The organism is Clostridium sp. TJA020, from assembly GCF_058310295.1.
In genome coordinates this window covers 724,292-742,346 of the sequence record NZ_JBZEFC010000001.1, presented here as the reverse complement: position 1 = coordinate 742,346, position 18,055 = coordinate 724,292, and the positions used below count along the sequence as shown (strand labels likewise).

The following is an 18,055-nucleotide window of genomic DNA, read 5'->3' as shown; positions in this document are numbered from 1 at the left end:
AAACTTATGAGTAAAGCTTATATTATAGGTACAGGACCAGGAGATGAGGAACTTTTAACTTTAAAAGCGAAGAGAGTAATAAATGAATGTACAGCAGTACTTTATGATAGATTAGTTTCAAATAATATTTTAAATTATTTAAATGAAGATTGTGAAATTTATTATTGTGGAAAAGAGCCAGGAGCTCATTATAAAACACAAGAAGAAATAAATGATATGATTGTAAAACTTGCAAAAGAAGGTCATATTGTAGGAAGAATAAAAGGTGGAGATCCATATGTATTTGGAAGAGGTGGAGAAGAAGTTATAGCATGTAGAGAAGCTGGTATAGAATTTGAAGTTATACCAGGAGTTACATCACCTATAGCTGTATTAAATTATGCTGGAATTCCAATAACACATAGGGGAATAGCACAAAGTTTTCATATTGTAACTGGAATGTCAGCTAAAGATTTAAATGTAAATTATGAAGCATTAGCTAAAGAAAATGGAACTTTAGTATTTATGATGGGACTTTCAAATATTGATAGAATTACAAGTGAGCTTATAAAATATGGAAAAGATAGAAATACTAAAGCTGCTGTAGTTATGAGAGGAACTTCTTCAAAACAGAAAAAAGTTATTGGGAATTTAGAGAATATAGGTGATAAAGCTAGAGAAGCAAATTTACAATCTCCATGTATAATAGTAATTGGAGATGTTGTATCTTTAGAAAATGAATTATCATGGTATGAAAATAAACCTTTATTTGGAAAAAATATATGTATAACACGTTCAAAGGAACAATCTAAGGATTTAAAGATTGAACTTAAAAAATTAGGTGCTGAAGTTACAGAAATAAATTCTATAGTTATAAAAGATACATCAGATAAACTAGATAGTATTAAAGATGATTTAAGTACATTTGACCATATATTATTTACTTCTGTAAACGGAGTTAATAAATTTTTTGATTATTTAGTTAAAGAAAAGATTGATGTTAGAAATATAAAAGCGAAAATATCATCTATTGGAAAAGCAACAACTAAAGCTTTAGAAATGAGAGGAATAATTCCTTTTAAAACTTCAAGAGAATTTGTTGGAGAAAAACTTTTTGATACTATAAAACCTTTTGTAAATGAAGGGGACAGAATCCTTATACCTTCATCATCAAAAAGCAGACCTTTCTTAGCTGAAGAACTTAAAAAATTAGGAGCTGTAGTTACAAAAATAAATGTTTATGATGTAACAAAAGGTGAAGTTAAAAATACTAAAGCTTTTGATGAAGTTGATGCAATATTATTTACATCACCATCAACTTTTGAAAATATGAAAGAAATGGTTGGTCTTGATAAAATAAAAGAAAAAATTTGTATAGCAATAGGACCTATAACAAATAAAGCATTAAATGAAAGTGGAGTAAATTCATTTGTTTGTAAGGAACATTCACAAGAAGGATTTTTAAAAGAGATAAAGGATATATTAAAGGAAGTGCATTAAAATGATAAAAAGAGGAAGAAGATTAAGAGTAAATGAAAATATGAGGAGTTTAGTAAGAGAAACTTCATTAGCTCCTGAAGATTTTATATTACCATTATTTGTTGTTGAAGGAAATGGAATAAAAAAAGAAATAGAATCTTTACCTGATGTATATCATTATTCAATAGATATGTTAGATGGAGTTATAAATGAAGCTGTAACGCTTGGAATAAAAGGAGTAATTTTATTTGGTATACCAGATCATAAAGATTCTTGTGGTAGTGAATCATTTGCAGAAGATGGAATTGTTCAAAAAGCTATAAGAAAGATAAAAGAAATAACAAAAGATATTTTAATAGTTACAGATGTTTGTATGTGTGAATATACAGATCATGGTCATTGTGGAATAATACATAATCATGATGTAGATAATGACGAAACATTAGATTATTTATGTAAAATAGCTGTATCACATGCTAAAGCTGGAGCAGAAGTTATAGCACCATCTGATATGATGGATGGAAGAGTTTATAGAATCAGAGAAGCTCTTGATAAAGAAGGATTTAAAAATGTTTCAATAATGAGCTATTCAGCAAAATATTGTTCAGCTTATTATGGACCATTTAGAGCAGCTGCAAATTCAGCACCTTCATTTGGTGATAGAAAAACATATCAAATGGATCCAGCAAATAGAAGAGAAGCTATAAAGGAAGTTTTATATGACATAGAAGAAGGAGCAGATATTGTAATGGTAAAACCAGCTCTTTCTTATTTAGATATAGTAAGGGAAGTTAGAGACACAGTTAATCTTCCTGTATGTGTTTATAATGTAAGTGGAGAGTATGCTATGATAAAAGCTGCTGGAAAAATGGGACTAATAGATGAAAATAGAATAATACTTGAAACCTTAACATCAATGAAAAGAGCAGGAGCAGATATAATAATTACTTATCATGCATTAGAAGCTTCTAAGCTTTTAAGAAAGTAAGGAGATATTAATTATGATGAATAAAAAAATATTTGAAGAATCAAAAATTTATATGCCAGGTGGTGTAAATAGTCCAGTTAGATCTTTTAAGGATATGGGAATAACTCCTCCAGTAATAAAAAGTGGAGAAGGAGTTATTATTAAAGATGAAGATAATAATGAGTATATAGATTTTGTTTTAGCATGGGGACCATTGATACTTGGACATTGTGATAAAGATGTTGTTAATGCAATAAATGATGAGTCAAAAAGAGCATTAGCTTTTGGAGCGCCAACTAAGCTTGAACTTGAAATGAGCAAATTTATGTGTGAAAATCTAGATACAGTAGATATGATTAGAATGGTTAATTCAGGAACAGAAGCTACTATGAGTGCTATAAAACTTGCAAGAGGATACACTAAGAAAAATAAAATAGTGAAATTTGCTGGATGTTATCATGGTCACTTTGATGGTTTCTTAGTTGAAGCAGGTTCAGGGGTTCTTACAGAAGGAATAGCAGGCTCATTAGGTATACCAGAAGGTAGTATAAAAAATACATTAATAGGCATATATAATGATGAAAATAGTATGGAAGAATTATTTTCAAAATATGGTGATGATATTGCTTGTGTAATTATAGAGCCAGTTGCAGGTAATATGGGAGTTATAAAAGCTAAAGATAGTTTTATAAAAACATTGAGAAGACTGTGTGATGAATATGGAGCACTTTTAATATTTGATGAAGTAATGAGTGGATTCAGAGCTGCATTTAAAGGAGCACAAAGTCTTTTTGAGGATAAGCCAGATTTAGTAACTTATGCTAAAATAATGGGCGGTGGTCTTCCATCAGGAGCTTATGGTGGAAAGAAAGAAATAATGGAAAATCTTTCACCTCTTGGGGGAGTATATCAAGCAGGAACTATGTCAGGTAATCCTATTGTTATGGCAGCAGGTCTTGCGACTTTAACTAAACTTAAAAATAATTTAAATTGGTATGATCATATAGAAAAATTAGGACAAAAGTTTGAAAATGGTATAAAAGAAATTTCAAATAAGTATGGAATTGGAACTGTTGTAAATAGAGTTGGTGGAATGATGACAGTATTCTTTACTGATGCAGAAAAAGTTGAATACTATGAAGATGTTAAGAAGTGTGATGGAGATAGATTTAAAAGATACTTCCTTCATATGATAAATGATGGATTTAATATACCACCTTCACAATTTGAAGCATTATTTTTATCAGTAAAACATGAAGAAGAACATATAGATAAATTTTTAGCTAGTTTTGAAGAATTTGCAAAAAGTGAAGTGAAGTAAGTTGAATATTAAAAAAGCTGTTGTTATTGTAGCTTTTGGAACAGCAAAAGATGAAGGGTTTAATAAGTACTTATTGCCATTTTTAAAAGATGTAAAAGATAAGTATGGAAAAGAATATGATTATTTCTTTTCTTTAACTAGTGAAAAAATGCTTAGTAAGTTATCTTTAGATATAAAGGGTTATAAACAAACTTTAGAAGAACTTAAAAATAATAATTATAAAATAGTTTATGTAGAAGCTCTGTATTTATCTAGAGGAAAAGAGTACTTAAAGGTATTAGAAGCTACAGAAGAATATAAAAAGTACTTTGAGAAAATTAAAGTTACAAAACCTTTAATGGAAGAGAGAGAAGACTTAATAGATTTTTACATAAATAAATATAAAAATATATTATTTATTTGTCATGGAATATTAGGAAGTAAAGATAACTTTGAAGAAAAATATATAAATAAAGCTATAGAAATTAATAAAAAGCTAGATAAAAGCTACATAGCTTTAATTAATAATAAAGAGGCTTATAAATATTTGTTAGAAGATATAAAGAAAGATAATATAAAAGAGATAGCTATAGTTCCTATTCTTATAACAAAGGGATATCACTTTAATATAGATATTATATCTGACAAAGATGATAGTATATTAAGTAAGCTTAAATCTATGAATATAAAAGTAGAAATAATAGATAAAGTATTATCACAAAATAAATTATTTAGAAATATAGTTTTAGATATATTTGATAATATGATTATAGAATAAAAATAAAGAGGTAATTAAAAATTACCTCTTTATTTTTTAAATATCATCTACATCGGTTTCTTCACCATATCTAACAGTTCCCTCAGCTGAAAAACTATCTTTAGGACTTCTGTTTATAAATGTTCCATCATTAGGTTCAGGTGAATTAATATTTACTTTTTTTATTTTCTTATTTTTTTTATTCATATTTTAATAAAAACCTCCTTACAATAATCATTAGTTTATGTATATATATAATCATTATTCATAAAAAGTAAAAATAAAATTCATTAAATATCTAAAAAATTTACAAAATAGTTTAAAATATTTTATTTTATGATAAAATATATATAAAACTAAATTGTTTATTAGGGGGAGTAGAATGCAAGAAGAATTAATAAAATCATTAAGTACAATATTTATTGTAATGACTATCTTTTCACTTATAAACTATATTATTGTTTCGCTAGCTCTTTATAAAATAGCTAAGAAGGAAAAATTAAATAAGCCTTGGCTTGCATGGATACCAGTTGGTAATGCATACATATTAATTAGCTTAGGAAAAGGTAATATTGGTTTTGTATTTACTTTGGTAGTTGCAATGTTTAGTACAGGCTTAATTGGTGATATTGCAATGGCTATATATACTGTATATTCAGTTTACATGTATTTTGTAATATGTAAAAAATATAATGTTAGTATAATTCCTATTGCTATTGGAGCAGCATCATTAATAGTTAGTATGATTCCTTTTTTATCAATTTTAGTAATACCAATGTATTTAATAAACCTTTATGGACAATTGAAGTTATTAAAAGCAGCAGACAAAGAAATAATTGAAAATAATAAAAATATTAAAACAAAAATATCTTTAAGTAATGGAAGATAAAATATTTAGGATACCACTTTTTTGGTATCCTATTTTGATATATAATATGATTTAAGGGGACATAAATTTTTTTAAGGAGCTGAAATTTATGAGTGATGATAGAATAATTGATTTTAATGAATTAAAAAATAGAGTTAATGAGAAAGATATAGATAAATTTGAAAATTATATTTATGATTTATATTATAAAACACAAACTGGTGAAATGAATTTAAGTGATTTTTCAACTAATATTGCAGACTACATGGCAAAAAATAATATATCTCAAAAGAAACTTTTTGAAATACAAAAAAAGGTTATGGAAAGATATGGTTTTGATCCTTCTAGTATGGAGGAGAATCTTAAGAGTATGGGGTTAGATTTGAGTTTAGAAGATATTCAACCGGATTATGAGAAAATGAGAAAAAAGATGTCTTTTAAAGAAAAGTATAATAAAAAAATAGAATCAAAAACAATTGATACATATTGTATAAGAAATCAAATAAATGATGTAAAAATAAACTTAGATAAAGAATATGTAACATTAATAAGTGAAAGAACTATTGATTTAAATGATACTGAATTAAATGAGTTTTTATGTTCATATAAAAAGATGGTTGATGGAAATACATTGAAAGTTACAATATGTCAAAATAGTAATATATATGAATATTAAAATTAAAAGTCAGATTATTTTCTGGCTTTTAATTTTATTTTTTTTTAAAAGATGATATAATATCATGATGAATGAGGTGATAAAATGAGCGATATAGCAGGACAAGGATGTCCAAGATTAATTCCAGAAGAAGAAAAAAAGCCTTTAAAAGAAATAGAAAGAAGTATTGTAAAAAGATACAGAAAAAATATTTGGTCTAAATTTATTAAGGCTATTAAGCAATATAATTTAGTTGAAGAAGGAGATAAAATTGCTGTTGCAATTTCTGGTGGAAAAGATTCACTTTTAATGGCAAAGCTTTTCCAAGAACTTAAAAGACATGGTCAAATAAATTTTGATTTAGAATTTATTGCTATGGATCCAGGATATCATAAGCAAATAAAAGAATTATTAATAGATAATTTAAATTACTTAAATATACCTGCACATATTTATGAATCAGGAATATTTAATGTTATAGATGAAAAGGCTAGTGATTATCCATGTTATCTTTGTGCAAGAATGAGAAGAGGATCATTATATGCAAAAGCACAGGAGCTTGGATGTAATAAGTTAGCTCTTGGACATCATTATAATGATGTTATAGAAACAACACTTTTAAATATTTTATATGCAGGCAATTTTAAAACTATGCTTCCTAAACTTAAATCACAAAATTTTGAAGGTTTAGAACTTATAAGACCAATGTATCTTATAGAAGAAGATTACATAAAAAGATTTATAAACTATAGTGGTATATGGCCACTTAATTGTGCATGTATGGTTGCAGCTAAAAAAGTTGGAAATAAGAGATTTGAAATAAAAGAATTAATAAAGAACTTAAAAGAAAATTTTGATGGTGTTGATAAATCAATATTTAAAGCTGCAGAGAATGTTTCTATAGATTCTATCTTAGGATGGGAAAAGGATGGAGTAAAACATTCTTACTTAGATTTTTATGATGAAGAGTAGGTATCAATTATTAAAAGGTGATTTTAAAAATCATCTTTTTTATTTTATTAAATTTATCTCTATAGAATTTAATTATATTTAATGATTTAAATTTTATATATAATTTATTTACAGTAGTTTATTTAATTGGTATTTATATAAATTATTAAAAAGTAGAAATTTTTATATAATATAGTTTATATTTATTTAATATTCAAATAAATTATACTTTATTTTGATTAAATAGTATTTAAATATTATAATTAAATAGAAAAAAATAAAAATTTGATATATTATTAATAGTATAGAAAATAAAAAGTAGTTAAGGAGAATTTATAATGATAAAACCATCAGAATATCATAGTCAAGGTTATAATTGTGCAGAATCTATAATAAAGTCATATAACGAGGAATATAATACTGATATTCCAGTAGCATTAGGAAGTGGAATGGGTACAGGAGTAGCTGTTGGAAGTCTTTGTGGAGCGGTTAATGCTGCAGTATTAATAATTGGATACTTAAAGGGAAGGGAAAATAGATTAGATAAAAATGAAGCAAGAATGTATTCAAAAGAATTTATGAATAGAATTAGAGAAAAGTATAATTCAGAAATATGTTTAGACTTAAAGAAAAGTAAAGTAGGGTGTGGAGAAATAATAAATTTTTCATATGATGCACTTAAGGATATATTAAGCAAATAAATGAAACACTTTAAATATTTAATCTTAGTTAAATATTTAAAGTGTTTCAATTTTATATTATAAAAATTTATTTGAATACTGTGATAAAAATTAATTATTTTTTTATAGTATTTTGAATGAATAGTTAATCTTGACATTTATATATTTCAAAAGTATTTTATATATATAGATGTTTATATAAGCTCATTAAATGGCTTAAAGATATTTAGTAAATTTACTTAATAACGAGGTATCTATTTATGAAAAAATTAGATCCAATAAATGATAATATAATTAGTTTGGTTTTAAAGTTTATGTTACCAAGTATAATAGGGATGATTGGATTATCTTTATGTATATTTTTGGACACTATGTTTATTGGTAGAGGAATTGGAAATAATGGTTTAGCAGCTCTTAATATTTCATTACCAGTGTATAGTACATTTACTGCAACAGGTTTAATATTTGGAGTTGGTGGAGCTACGTTGCTTTCTATAAATATTGGAAGAAAAAAGTATAATGTGTTAAATGAGATATTTACAACATCAATAGTTATAGCTTTTGGTATAGGAATAATATTTTCTATTGTAGGAAGTTTGAATTTAAAAAAAATAGCCATACTTTTAGGAGCATCTAATGAGCTTTTACCATTAGTAATGGATTATTTGAAAATTATTTTATTTGCAAGCTTTATGTACATATTATCTAATTGTTTAAATGTATTTGTAAGAAATGATCATGACCCTAAAGTTTCTATGTGGGCAATAATAGTAACAAATATTATAAATATAATTTTAGATTATATATTTATATTTCCATTAAATATGGGGATGAAAGGGGCGGCACTAGCAACAACTATAGGTCAATGTTTTGGAGTAATGGTTTTACTTACTCATTTTTTCAAAAAATCATGTAGAATAAAACTTAATATAAAACGATTTTCTTATAAATATATAAAAAGAATAATTACAAATGGATTTGCAAGTTTTATTTTAGAAATATCAGGTGGCATAGTAATACTTATGTTTAACATGACATTATTAAGGATAGGTGGAGATATAGCTGTATCAGCTTATAGTATAATAGCAAATGTTGCATTAATATTTATTGCAATATTTAGTGGAATATCTCAAGGAATACAACCACTTTTAGGAACAAATTATGGGGCCAATAAATTTGATAGAGTCATTTCTATATATAAAATTGGAACTAAGATTTCTTTTATTTTAGGTACAATATTTTTCTTTATAGGAATATTAGAACCACAAATTTTAGTAAGTATATTTTCAAGTAGTAAAGATGAATTAATGGAAGTTGCAAAAATAGGTATTATGATTTATTTTGTTGCATTTATACCAGCAGGTGTAAACATTGTAAATATTGGGTTTTTACAAGCAATTGAAAGATCAAAGTTTTCAATTTTTTTATCTTTAATGAGAGGATTAGTATTGATATTTATAATACTTAATATATTTTCAAAATTACTTGGATTATATGGAGTTTGGATGACTATACCAGTAGTTGAATTTTCAGTTCTTATAATATCAACTTTATTGGTAAGTAGTGTAAAAAATAAAATTAATATATATTAATAACAAAAGGGGATATGGGAAGATGAACTTATTAATTAATGGTGATGATTTTGGATTATCAAAAGGTGTATCAGAAGGAATAATAAAATGTTTAAAAGAAGGTATAATGGGTGATACAAGTGCTATGGCAAATATGCCATTTTTTGAAGAAGCTATAAAACTTGCTTTTGATTCTGGAATAAATGAAATGGGAATTCACTTAAATTTTACATGTGGAAGACCTGTAAGTGAAATTTCAGAAGTAAAAAGTATATGTGATGAAAATGGCAATTTCTATAGAAAGCCTAATCTTATACCTAAAGATGTAAGTATTATAGAGGCTGAAAAAGAGATTAGAGCACAAATAGAAAAGTTTAAAAGGACTGGAATGAAAATAAATCATATAGATAGTCACCATCACTTTTACGCATTTAATAAAGATATATTAAATTTAGTAGTAAATATAGCTGATGAATTAGGAGTTCCTATGAGGTGTCCATTTAATGAAGATAAATATATTTTAGAAAAAAAAGGAGTAGTTTGTCCGGATTATTTTGATAATTCATTTTATTTAAATAATATATCTTTAGATTATTTAAAAGAAAGATTGGATTATTTAAAAGATAAATATAATACAGTAGAATTTATGGCTCATCCATCCAATAATGGAGAAGAGCTTAAAAATATATCATCATATAATACGATAAGAGAAAAAGAATTAGAAATACTTACATCAGATGAAATGAAAGAATATTTATTAAAAAATAATATAAAAGTTATAAGTTTTTCTGATTTATAATAATATATAGGAAGTGAAGTTATGACAACAGAAGAAATAAAAGAAATGGATTCAAATATACTTTTAAGTATAATAAATCTTAAGTTAAGAGATTATTATTCAAATTTAGATAATTTATGTTATGATATGGATATTGATAAAGATGTATTAATAAATAAGCTAAAAGAGGCGAATTATTTATACGATAAGGAATTAAATCAATTCAAATAACTTAAATAAAAAGTATCTTAAAATAAGATACTTTTTATTTTGAATTATTTGTAGAATAAATGGTATAATATAGGTTATAATATATGAATAAATGCTTGAATTTGAAAGGATGGTTTTAAATATGAACATCAAAAAAACAGGTAAATTAACAGTTTTACTAGCAGCAACAACTGCTCTTGTAGCATCATTAGTTAATGACAAAAAAAGAAAAGATCAAGCTTTAAAAAAGGATGAAAATGAATAATTAAGTTTGAGTAAAAAATAATATAATATTATTTTTATCTATTGAAAGATTTATTATAAAATAAGTATTAAAAGTTATCTAGTTCTATATATTTAACTTGACAATTTTAAAATTTAATTAAATTAGAATTTCTATTAATTATAGAATTCATTGAAATTTTTTATTAAAGTGTTTATTAAAAAGTTTTATTATATGAAATAAAGCAGCCTTTAAAAGCTGCTTTATTTCATATAATGGAATTCTTCTTTAGTATTTTCATTTATAGTCTTAAAGGTATAATCATTAGACTTGTAATAATCTATTATTGAAGGAAGAGCATTAATTGTATTTTTATTTATATCAGCGCAATGCATTAATAAAATAATATTATTTTTAGAGCTTTTAGAATTTTTTATATATGAAGAAGGAGAACCATTAGGATTTGTTCCATCCCCACTATCAACATTCCAATCATATATTTTAAAATTATTATCATGTAAAAGAGATACCATACTAGGAGTAAGTTTATATGTCATATTATTAGTTCCAAAAGGAAACCTTAAAATTTTAGGACATATTCCAATAGTTTTATTAATTAATTCTTGAGTTTTAATCATTTCATTTAAAAAGCTTTTATTAGAAGAATAAAGTTTATTTCTTTCATGTGAAAAGCTATGTAATCCTATAGAGTGCCCTTCTTTATAAACTCTTTCAAGAATATCTTCTTTACCATCAATTTCTTTGCCAATAATAAAGAAAGTAGCCTTTACATTTTTTTCTTTTAAAATATCTAATATTTTAGGAAGAACTTTTTTTGATGGTCCATCATCAAAAGTTAGATAAATTACTTTTTCTTCAGATTTGACAATAGCATTACAAGGTTTTATTGGAAATAGAGTAATAATTAAAATAAAGCTAAACATTAAAATAAAAAATTTTTTCATAAAAACACCTCATTAAAAAAACAGTAATAAATACTTAATATTATTTTTTCTAAAAAAGATAATTATATTCACTAATAAAAAAGTATTGAATATGATAAAAAGATGTGATATACTTCAAGAAAATAAAATAATCTTTAAGTTAGTCCAGAGAGGCTAGTAAGAAGTCAAATAATTATAGTATAACTTTGTATAGTTATGCCCATATTTATATTAAAGTCGTATTTATACACTTCTTACTAGTTAGTAAGAAGTTTTTTTATAAATAAAAACCTTTTTAATCCAGTCCAGAGAGGCTGAAAAGAGGAGAAGTTTTAAATTTCTCCTTAATATAATGAGGAGTGATATTTTATGCAATTATTTGAAACATGTGAATTAAAAGTAGAAAGAGACTTAAAGGCTAAAGCCTTAAGATGCGTTTTAGCACTTCAACATCTTATAGCTATGTTTGGAGCAACTATATTAGTGCCAATGCTTACAGGATTAGACCCATCAGTAGCATTATTTACAGCTGGAGTTGGAACTTTAATATTTCATATATGTACAAAAGGAAAAGTTCCAGTATTTTTAGGATCATCATTTGCTTTTATTGCCGTAATAAATGCAGTAAAAACAGATTATGGTGATTTAAGATATGCACAAGGTGGAATGTTCGTTGCAGGACTTATATATGTTCTTACATCTTTCTTAATTAAAAAAATTGGAGTAGAAAAAGTAAAAAAAGTTTTACCAGCTCAAGTTGTAGGACCTATGATAATGGTTATAGGACTTAATCTTTTACCAACTGCAGCAGGAATGGTAAGTAAAAATATTATTCTTGGACTACTAACTCTTGGCATAACATTATTAATAAAATTTTTTGGAAGAGGATTTACAAAGCAAATAGCTATACTCATAGGTGTTGGAGTAGGTTATACAGTAGCACTTTTAACTGGATTTGTAGATACAGCATTAATAAGCGAAGCATCAATGTTTGCAATTCCAAACTTTACATTACCTAAGTTTAACATAGGAGCAATAATGATAATAGCACCTGTAGTTCTTGCAGTTTTTATGGAGCATATAGGTGATATAACAACTAATGGAACTGTAGTAGGTAAAAATTTTATTGAAGACCCAGGTCTAAATAGAACACTACTTGGAGATGGACTAGCTACTTTAACAGCATCTATGCTAGGAGGACCTGCTAATACTACATATGGTGAAAATACAGGGGTACTTGCATTAACTAAAAATTATGATCCTTCAATATTAAGAATAACAGCGTTGTTTGCTATAGCTCTTAGTTTTATTGCTAAGTTTGGAACAGTAATAAGAACTATACCTGAACCAGTAATGGGGGGGATAAGCTTAATGTTGTTTACTATGATAGCGTTAATTGGAGCTAAAACAATTAAGAACGAAAAAGTTAAATTTAATTGGAAAAATATTATAGTAATTGCTTCAATATTATTTGTAGGACTTATAGCACCATATATAAATCCATATTTAGATCAAAACTTTGGATTTATAATAGGAATTAAGGTTACAGAAGCCGTAACTATATCAGGATTAAGCTTTGCAGCTATAGTAGGAGTTATAGTTAATATACTATTAAATGGTATAAAAAGAAAATAGTAATTTAATCACAATCTTCAAGTAATAATCATATTGTGTAATAGGATTATTATTTGGAGGTTTTTATTTTGAGAAAAAGAAATTATGAGAATAAAGACAAAAAGAAATCTACATTTAGTAAAGAATGTGAGAAAGAAAAGCTTGGGAAAATAACTGTATATGCCTTTAAAGATAGTTTAGATGGAGAAAAACTAGAAAACATAAAAATTAACCTTTATAGAATAAATGGTATTTCTCCTCATCTTGAAAGAAGCTGTTATACAAACAAGCTTGGAAAAGTTGAATTTTTGAACATAGACAATGGTAATTATAGAGTCATAGAAATAATTGATAAAAGTAAATATGATAAGCCAGTTTATATAAAATGGAATGAAATAAATATTACAAATAATTACACTGAAGAAACTATATATATAATTAATAAAGAAAAGAAAACATATAAAAGTTAATAAGAGAATCCATTAAATTGGATTTTTTTCTTTGTTTTATGATATAATTTATAAAAACTTTAATAGATAGAAGAAACGGAGATACACTTATGAAGATAAGAGTTAAATATTTTGAAGGTGCAACTAGATTAAAAAAAATAGAAAAAGGTAATTGGATTGATGTATATTCAAATAAGGATGTATTTGTTCCTGTCAATGAAAGAGCTATGATACCACTTGGATTTGCTTTAGAATTACCGAGTGGATGGGAAGCTCATTTAGCTCCAAGAAGTTCAACATTTAAAACATGGGGTATAATACAAACAAATTCAGTAGGTGTTGTTGATGATACATATATAGGAGATAATGATCAGTGGCATATGCCTGTATATTGTCTTGAAGGCAAACATTTTAAAGATGAAAAAAATTTAGATAAAAATGAAAAGTTTGAAGGAACTTGGATTAAAAGAGGAGATAAAATAGCTCAGTTTAGAATAATGGAAGTTATGCCAGAAATTGAGTTTTTAGAGGTTGAATCATTTGGAAATTCTGATCGTGGTGGATTTGGAAGCACAGGCAAAAGATAATAAAAAAAGACAAAAGCTTTGAAGCTTTTGTCTTTTTTTAATCATTATTTAATTCTTCACTTAAAATTTCCCATTCTTCATAAAGACTTTCTATTTTAGCTTCAGTTTCAGAAATTTCTTTGTTAACTCTTTCTGATTCTTTAGGATTAGAATAGATTTCTTCTAAGCATAAGTCATTATTAAGTTTTTCTAAAAGTTCTTCAGAATTAGATATTTCACTTTCAATTTCTCTAAGTCTTGTACGTTTAATTCTAATTTCTTTTTGAGCAAGTTTAACTTTTTTCTTTTCTTCTTTTATTTGAGTTTTTGTTTTACCATTAGAGAAATCTTCAAATTCTTTAAATCTTGTAGGGTTTTCTTTTTTCTCTATATAATAATTATAATTACCAAGATATTCATTCATGCCATTTTCTTTAAGTTCTATGATTTTATTTATTACTTTATTTAAGAAATATCTATCGTGAGATACTATAAGCATACTTCCATCATAGCTTAAAATTGCATCTTCTAATGCTTCACGAGATGGAATATCTAAGTGGTTTGTAGGTTCATCAAGAAGTAAAAAGTTCGATTTAGATAGCATAAGCTTTAATAAATTTATTCTACACTTTTCACCACCACTTAAATTTTCAATTTTCTTGAATACATCATCTCCAGTAAATAAAAATGAAGCTAAAGCATTACGTATTTTTGTAGTAGTAAGGTCAGGAAAAGCATCCCATACTTCATCTAAAATAGTTTTATTATAATCAAGGTCTGATTGTTCTTGATCATAATAGCCTATATTTACATTAGTACCAAGTACAACCTTTCCTTTATCACTATTAATTTTTTTCATAATTATATTAAGAAGAGTTGTTTTACCCCTTCCATTTTCACCAATTAAAGCAACTTTTTCTCCACGTTTTAAATCAAAAGATATATCTGAAAATAGCTTATTATTTTCAAATGATTTTGATAAGTTTTCTATGTGAAGAACATCATAACCACTTTTTATAGCTGTTTCAAAAGAGATTTTAGAAGCTTCTTTTTCTTTATCTGGAGCATCTAATCTTTCCATTTTTTCTAAAGCCTTTTCTCTACTTTCAGCTTTTCTTACACTCTTTTCTCTATTAAAAGATCTAAATTTTTGAATTATTTCTTCTTGTCGTTTTATTTCAGCTTGTTGAAGATTATAAGCTTTAAGCTGAGATTCATAGTCTTTCTTTCTAAGTTCTAAATATTTTGTATAAGGTGCATTATAACAGTTAACATGACCATTTATAACTTGAAATGTTTTATTTGTTACAGCATCTAAGAAAAATCTATCATGGGATATTACAAGAAGAGTACCTTTATATGTTTTTAAAAATTCTTCAAGCCATTCAATTGCTTCTAAATCAAGGTGGTTTGTAGGCTCATCTAATAAAAGTATATCTGGAGATTGAAGAAGTAATTTACATAGTGCAACACGAGTTTTTTGTCCACCACTTAAATTCTGAATTTTTCTATCAAAATCTTCTTCTAAAAAACCTAAACCTTTAAGTACTCTAGCTATGTCCCCTTTATATGTATAACCACCTCTATGAGTATATAAGTCTTGAGCTGTTGTATAATCTTTTATTAATTTTTCATGATAGCTAGAATTAGACTCATCATAAGGTTCATTCATTTTTATTTCTAAATTTTTTATTTTATTTTCTAATTGAATTAGTGAATTAAAAACAGTACATGCTTCTTCATATATTGTATTTGTTGAATCAAGGTTTAAGTGCTGAGCAAGATAACCTATAGTTTTATTTTTGTCTAAAAATATTTCACCTGAATCAGGCGTTAAATTTTTAGATAATATTTTAAATAAAGTAGATTTGCCCTCACCATTAGGACCAATTAAACCAACTTTATCACCTTCATTTATAGATACAGTTACATCTTTTAATACATCTTGTATACCATAACTTTTTTTTATATTTCTACAACTTAAAACAATCATATTTTATCCTCGCCTCGTATTTTTATAATCTTGTTTTATTATACTATTTATAAAGTTTTATATCAATTTATTACATAAATAGAGGTTTTAATATCCTTTAATAGGTGATAATATAAATATAATTATAAGTATTTTTATGGAGGATAATATGAGGGAAAATAATATAGTTAGTACTTTACTTTTGAAAAAGAAAAAAAAAGAATTAGATTTGTATAATTCGGCTTATGAGCTTTTTAAAAACAAGGGGATTAATAATACATCTATAGATGAAATAGTAAAAAAAGCTGGGGTTGCAAAGGGGACATTTTATTTATATTTTAAAGATAAGTATGATGTTGTAGATAAATTAATTAACTTAAAAAGCTCAATGTTAATAAAAAAAGCTTATCAGCAAACTCAAAGTAAAAATTTTAAAGAGTTTGAAGATATGGTATTTTACTTTATAGAATATATAATAGATTATTTTAAGGGGGACAAACTTTTATTAAAGGTTATAAATAAAAATTTCTCTTATGCTATACATAAAGATTCTAAACTTTTAGAGAGTAATAAAGAAGTAAAAGAAATAATAGATGTATTTTTAGAAGAATTATCTAAAAAAGGGATTAAGAAAGAAGAAGGAGAAATAACATTATTCATGATATTAGAGCTAGTTGGAAGTGTATGTTATAGTTCAATAATTTTAAATGAGCCAGCAGATATAGAAGTTATAAAACCTATTTTATTTAAGAAGGTTAGATGTATGCTTAGATAATTTTGAAAGGAGCTATCACTTCAAGATAAGCTCCAAAATTAAATTATTTATCACCGTCTTTTGCAAGTATATAACCAAGTTGAGGTTCACCTTTTAATAAGCCTATAATATATAATGTTTCAAATTCTCCAGGAACTAAAGATACGTCATTTAATGTCTTAGTAGTTATATTACTATCTGAAAATAGTAAATCAAAATCATATATTCCAGGGGAGAGAGGATAATAGCCGGTTGTCTCTAAATACTCAACTTCATTAAATAGGGGATCAGAATTTTTAAGTGATAATGTAAGAAGTGGAGAATTTTGAGATAAATTTATAAATCTTAAAAAAGATATTTCAGAGTTAGTTTTACTACCTGCATCTTTTAAGCTAAATAATGAAAGATTAGAATTATTAGTTACTAAACTTACAGTATATACGTTAGAAGGTAGTAAAGTTATATTTTCTTTTAAAATTGGATTATCGTATGTTCCAGCTTTAAAGAGTTCTATTAAGTAAGTATCAGGAGCCATATTTACATATTGAGTTAATGTGCCAAATTTAACATTTGATGCTAATAAAGAACCATTAGCATATATATCATAAGATTCGGCTCCTGAAACTGCGTGAATAAATCTAATTTTACATGATAAGTTAGGAAGATTAGAATTTAATAAAAACATTTAAACACCTACTCTCTATAACAATACATATTTGTTAATTTTATAATTCTTTTTATTAGAGTTTTAGCAATCGGAAATGGAATCCTATAAGATTGCATAGTTTTTAAAATCATTGGATTATTAACTCTAATTTTTTCGAATATTTCATTTGGATTACATTTGTTTTGAGGTACTGGTCTAAATTTATTATCATTACAAATATCTATAAGGTCATTTTCATCTAAATCCATATCAAAATTTCTTAAAATTTCAGTTGGTATAGGAACATTAAATTCATTTTTCAATTCAGTACTAACTGCTTTGTTATAACAATAAAGTTCATTATTTTTACCTAAAGCATCTTCTATAGCTTGTTTTCTTAAGTCAAATTGAAAACCAAAACCTTCAGGAAGTTTATTATCAAAGTTTGAAAAATTAGCTAATTTTATTGAATCAACGTTTGGACTAAATCCTGAACTTAAATTTCTAAAGGATGAATCTATATTAAAAGTTTCAAAGATAGGCTCATCTTCTTCTAGAAAATACATATATTTTTTATCTGGTTTCATTTTTTACCTCCAAAGAATAATATATATTAAATATATGAATTTAAAATATTGTTGTTACTTATACATATTCTTAAATTTTATTATATAGAACAATATAAGTTAGGG

21 protein-coding genes are annotated in these 18,055 nt (G+C 25.5%); 16 read left to right on the top strand and 5 right to left on the bottom strand.

Going from position 1 to position 18,055, the window contains the following annotated elements; translation table 11 throughout:
* The first annotated feature begins 6 nt into the window (after positions 1-6).
* From cobA to AC4FQ1_RS03830, 4 genes are read left to right on the top strand one after another with little or no spacing between them, the layout of a single operon-like run.
* On the top strand, positions 7-1,479 hold the full coding sequence (gene cobA, locus AC4FQ1_RS03845) for a uroporphyrinogen-III C-methyltransferase (protein WP_491168955.1): 1,473 nt from the start codon (positions 7-9) through the stop codon (positions 1,477-1,479).
* Position 1,480: 1 nt separating this feature from the next.
* Positions 1,481-2,446, top strand: coding sequence for a porphobilinogen synthase (gene hemB, locus AC4FQ1_RS03840; protein ID WP_303128269.1), 966 nt, complete (start codon positions 1,481-1,483; stop codon positions 2,444-2,446).
* Positions 2,447-2,459: 13 nt separating this feature from the next.
* Positions 2,460-3,746, top strand: a complete 1,287-nt coding sequence (hemL, locus tag AC4FQ1_RS03835) for a glutamate-1-semialdehyde 2,1-aminomutase (RefSeq protein WP_491168954.1) — start codon at positions 2,460-2,462, stop codon at positions 3,744-3,746.
* 1 nt (position 3,747) lies between these two features.
* The gene (locus tag AC4FQ1_RS03830; RefSeq protein ID WP_303128273.1) at positions 3,748-4,503 is read left to right on the top strand and encodes a sirohydrochlorin cobaltochelatase; all 756 of its coding nucleotides are present in this window, start codon (positions 3,748-3,750) and stop codon (positions 4,501-4,503) included.
* Between the two features lie 36 nt (positions 4,504-4,539).
* Here the strand turns inward: AC4FQ1_RS03830 and AC4FQ1_RS03825 are convergent, their stop codons facing one another.
* Positions 4,540-4,689, bottom strand: coding sequence for a hypothetical protein (locus AC4FQ1_RS03825; protein ID WP_491168953.1), 150 nt, complete (start codon positions 4,687-4,689; stop codon positions 4,540-4,542).
* Positions 4,690-4,864: 175 nt separating this feature from the next.
* Between AC4FQ1_RS03825 and AC4FQ1_RS03820 the strand changes: the two genes are divergently transcribed.
* From AC4FQ1_RS03820 to AC4FQ1_RS03785, 8 genes are all read left to right on the top strand, one after another.
* Positions 4,865-5,371 (top strand): hypothetical protein, encoded by a 507-nt coding sequence (locus tag AC4FQ1_RS03820; protein ID WP_491168952.1) that lies wholly within the window; start codon positions 4,865-4,867, stop codon positions 5,369-5,371.
* Between the two features lie 88 nt (positions 5,372-5,459).
* Positions 5,460-6,026 (top strand): DUF3867 domain-containing protein, encoded by a 567-nt coding sequence (locus AC4FQ1_RS03815; RefSeq protein WP_303128284.1) that lies wholly within the window; start codon positions 5,460-5,462, stop codon positions 6,024-6,026.
* Positions 6,027-6,110: 84 nt separating this feature from the next.
* On the top strand, positions 6,111-6,977 hold the full coding sequence (locus AC4FQ1_RS03810; protein WP_491146733.1) for a tRNA 2-thiocytidine biosynthesis TtcA family protein: 867 nt from the start codon (positions 6,111-6,113) through the stop codon (positions 6,975-6,977).
* A 317-nt stretch (positions 6,978-7,294) separates the two neighbouring features.
* Positions 7,295-7,657 carry a C-GCAxxG-C-C family (seleno)protein gene (locus tag AC4FQ1_RS03805; RefSeq protein WP_491168951.1) on the top strand — a complete coding sequence of 121 codons (363 nt, stop codon included), beginning with the start codon at positions 7,295-7,297 and terminating at the stop codon, positions 7,655-7,657.
* A 239-nt stretch (positions 7,658-7,896) separates the two neighbouring features.
* On the top strand, positions 7,897-9,228 hold the full coding sequence (locus tag AC4FQ1_RS03800) for an MATE family efflux transporter (RefSeq protein ID WP_303128296.1): 1,332 nt from the start codon (positions 7,897-7,899) through the stop codon (positions 9,226-9,228).
* A 22-nt stretch (positions 9,229-9,250) separates the two neighbouring features.
* Positions 9,251-10,006 carry a carbohydrate deacetylase gene (locus tag AC4FQ1_RS03795; RefSeq protein WP_491168950.1) on the top strand — a complete coding sequence of 252 codons (756 nt, stop codon included), beginning with the start codon at positions 9,251-9,253 and terminating at the stop codon, positions 10,004-10,006.
* Positions 10,007-10,027: 21 nt separating this feature from the next.
* Positions 10,028-10,216, top strand: a complete 189-nt coding sequence (locus AC4FQ1_RS03790; RefSeq protein WP_303128304.1) for a DUF4250 domain-containing protein — start codon at positions 10,028-10,030, stop codon at positions 10,214-10,216.
* Positions 10,217-10,337: 121 nt separating this feature from the next.
* Positions 10,338-10,460, top strand: a complete 123-nt coding sequence (locus AC4FQ1_RS03785; RefSeq protein ID WP_303128305.1) for a hypothetical protein — start codon at positions 10,338-10,340, stop codon at positions 10,458-10,460.
* 221 nt (positions 10,461-10,681) lie between these two features.
* Here AC4FQ1_RS03785 and AC4FQ1_RS03780 read toward each other — a convergent pair whose 3' ends face one another.
* Complete coding sequence (locus AC4FQ1_RS03780) at positions 10,682-11,383, bottom strand: polysaccharide deacetylase family protein (RefSeq protein WP_491168949.1); 702 nt, start codon at positions 11,381-11,383, stop codon at positions 10,682-10,684.
* 348 nt (positions 11,384-11,731) lie between these two features.
* Here AC4FQ1_RS03780 and AC4FQ1_RS03775 point away from each other — a divergent pair, with 348 nt between their 5' ends.
* The 3 genes from AC4FQ1_RS03775 (at position 11,732) to AC4FQ1_RS03765 (ending at position 14,012) form a co-directional block, all read left to right on the top strand.
* Positions 11,732-12,997 carry a uracil-xanthine permease family protein gene (locus tag AC4FQ1_RS03775; RefSeq protein WP_491146735.1) on the top strand — a complete coding sequence of 422 codons (1,266 nt, stop codon included), beginning with the start codon at positions 11,732-11,734 and terminating at the stop codon, positions 12,995-12,997.
* Positions 12,998-13,065: 68 nt separating this feature from the next.
* Positions 13,066-13,446 carry a SpaA isopeptide-forming pilin-related protein gene (locus AC4FQ1_RS03770; RefSeq protein ID WP_303128310.1) on the top strand — a complete coding sequence of 127 codons (381 nt, stop codon included), beginning with the start codon at positions 13,066-13,068 and terminating at the stop codon, positions 13,444-13,446.
* An 89-nt stretch (positions 13,447-13,535) separates the two neighbouring features.
* Complete coding sequence (locus tag AC4FQ1_RS03765; RefSeq protein ID WP_303128313.1) at positions 13,536-14,012, top strand: dUTP diphosphatase; 477 nt, start codon at positions 13,536-13,538, stop codon at positions 14,010-14,012.
* A 37-nt stretch (positions 14,013-14,049) separates the two neighbouring features.
* Here AC4FQ1_RS03765 and AC4FQ1_RS03760 read toward each other — a convergent pair whose 3' ends face one another.
* Positions 14,050-15,984 carry an ABC-F family ATP-binding cassette domain-containing protein gene (locus tag AC4FQ1_RS03760; protein ID WP_491168948.1) on the bottom strand — a complete coding sequence of 645 codons (1,935 nt, stop codon included), beginning with the start codon at positions 15,982-15,984 and terminating at the stop codon, positions 14,050-14,052.
* Positions 15,985-16,132: 148 nt separating this feature from the next.
* On the opposite strand from AC4FQ1_RS03760, the gene AC4FQ1_RS03755 reads away from it, so the two are divergent.
* Entirely contained in the window at positions 16,133-16,738 is a 606-nt protein-coding gene (locus AC4FQ1_RS03755) for a TetR/AcrR family transcriptional regulator (protein ID WP_303128317.1), read from the top strand.
* 43 nt (positions 16,739-16,781) lie between these two features.
* Here AC4FQ1_RS03755 and AC4FQ1_RS03750 read toward each other — a convergent pair whose 3' ends face one another.
* Complete coding sequence (locus AC4FQ1_RS03750) at positions 16,782-17,402, bottom strand: DUF4397 domain-containing protein (protein WP_491146738.1); 621 nt, start codon at positions 17,400-17,402, stop codon at positions 16,782-16,784.
* An 8-nt stretch (positions 17,403-17,410) separates the two neighbouring features.
* Positions 17,411-17,950 carry a hypothetical protein gene (locus AC4FQ1_RS03745; protein ID WP_491168947.1) on the bottom strand — a complete coding sequence of 180 codons (540 nt, stop codon included), beginning with the start codon at positions 17,948-17,950 and terminating at the stop codon, positions 17,411-17,413.
* Between the last annotated feature and the right edge of the window lie 105 nt (positions 17,951-18,055).

Coding starts and splice junctions, on each gene's coding strand:
- cobA (WP_491168955.1), top strand. CDS start 7: ATGAGTAAAGCTTATATTATAGGTACAGGACCAGGAGATGAGGAACTT.
- hemB (WP_303128269.1), top strand. CDS start 1,481: ATGATAAAAAGAGGAAGAAGATTAAGAGTAAATGAAAATATGAGGAGT.
- hemL (WP_491168954.1), top strand. CDS start 2,460: ATGATGAATAAAAAAATATTTGAAGAATCAAAAATTTATATGCCAGGT.
- AC4FQ1_RS03825 (WP_491168953.1), bottom strand. CDS start 4,689: ATGAATAAAAAAAATAAGAAAATAAAAAAAGTAAATATTAATTCACCT.
- AC4FQ1_RS03820 (WP_491168952.1), top strand. CDS start 4,865: ATGCAAGAAGAATTAATAAAATCATTAAGTACAATATTTATTGTAATG.
- AC4FQ1_RS03815 (WP_303128284.1), top strand. CDS start 5,460: ATGAGTGATGATAGAATAATTGATTTTAATGAATTAAAAAATAGAGTT.
- AC4FQ1_RS03810 (WP_491146733.1), top strand. CDS start 6,111: ATGAGCGATATAGCAGGACAAGGATGTCCAAGATTAATTCCAGAAGAA.
- AC4FQ1_RS03805 (WP_491168951.1), top strand. CDS start 7,295: ATGATAAAACCATCAGAATATCATAGTCAAGGTTATAATTGTGCAGAA.
- AC4FQ1_RS03800 (WP_303128296.1), top strand. CDS start 7,897: ATGAAAAAATTAGATCCAATAAATGATAATATAATTAGTTTGGTTTTA.
- AC4FQ1_RS03795 (WP_491168950.1), top strand. CDS start 9,251: ATGAACTTATTAATTAATGGTGATGATTTTGGATTATCAAAAGGTGTA.
- AC4FQ1_RS03790 (WP_303128304.1), top strand. CDS start 10,028: ATGACAACAGAAGAAATAAAAGAAATGGATTCAAATATACTTTTAAGT.
- AC4FQ1_RS03785 (WP_303128305.1), top strand. CDS start 10,338: ATGAACATCAAAAAAACAGGTAAATTAACAGTTTTACTAGCAGCAACA.
- AC4FQ1_RS03780 (WP_491168949.1), bottom strand. CDS start 11,383: ATGAAAAAATTTTTTATTTTAATGTTTAGCTTTATTTTAATTATTACT.
- AC4FQ1_RS03775 (WP_491146735.1), top strand. CDS start 11,732: ATGCAATTATTTGAAACATGTGAATTAAAAGTAGAAAGAGACTTAAAG.
- AC4FQ1_RS03765 (WP_303128313.1), top strand. CDS start 13,536: ATGAAGATAAGAGTTAAATATTTTGAAGGTGCAACTAGATTAAAAAAA.
- AC4FQ1_RS03760 (WP_491168948.1), bottom strand. CDS start 15,984: ATGATTGTTTTAAGTTGTAGAAATATAAAAAAAAGTTATGGTATACAA.
- AC4FQ1_RS03755 (WP_303128317.1), top strand. CDS start 16,133: ATGAGGGAAAATAATATAGTTAGTACTTTACTTTTGAAAAAGAAAAAA.
- AC4FQ1_RS03750 (WP_491146738.1), bottom strand. CDS start 17,402: ATGTTTTTATTAAATTCTAATCTTCCTAACTTATCATGTAAAATTAGA.
- AC4FQ1_RS03745 (WP_491168947.1), bottom strand. CDS start 17,950: ATGAAACCAGATAAAAAATATATGTATTTTCTAGAAGAAGATGAGCCT.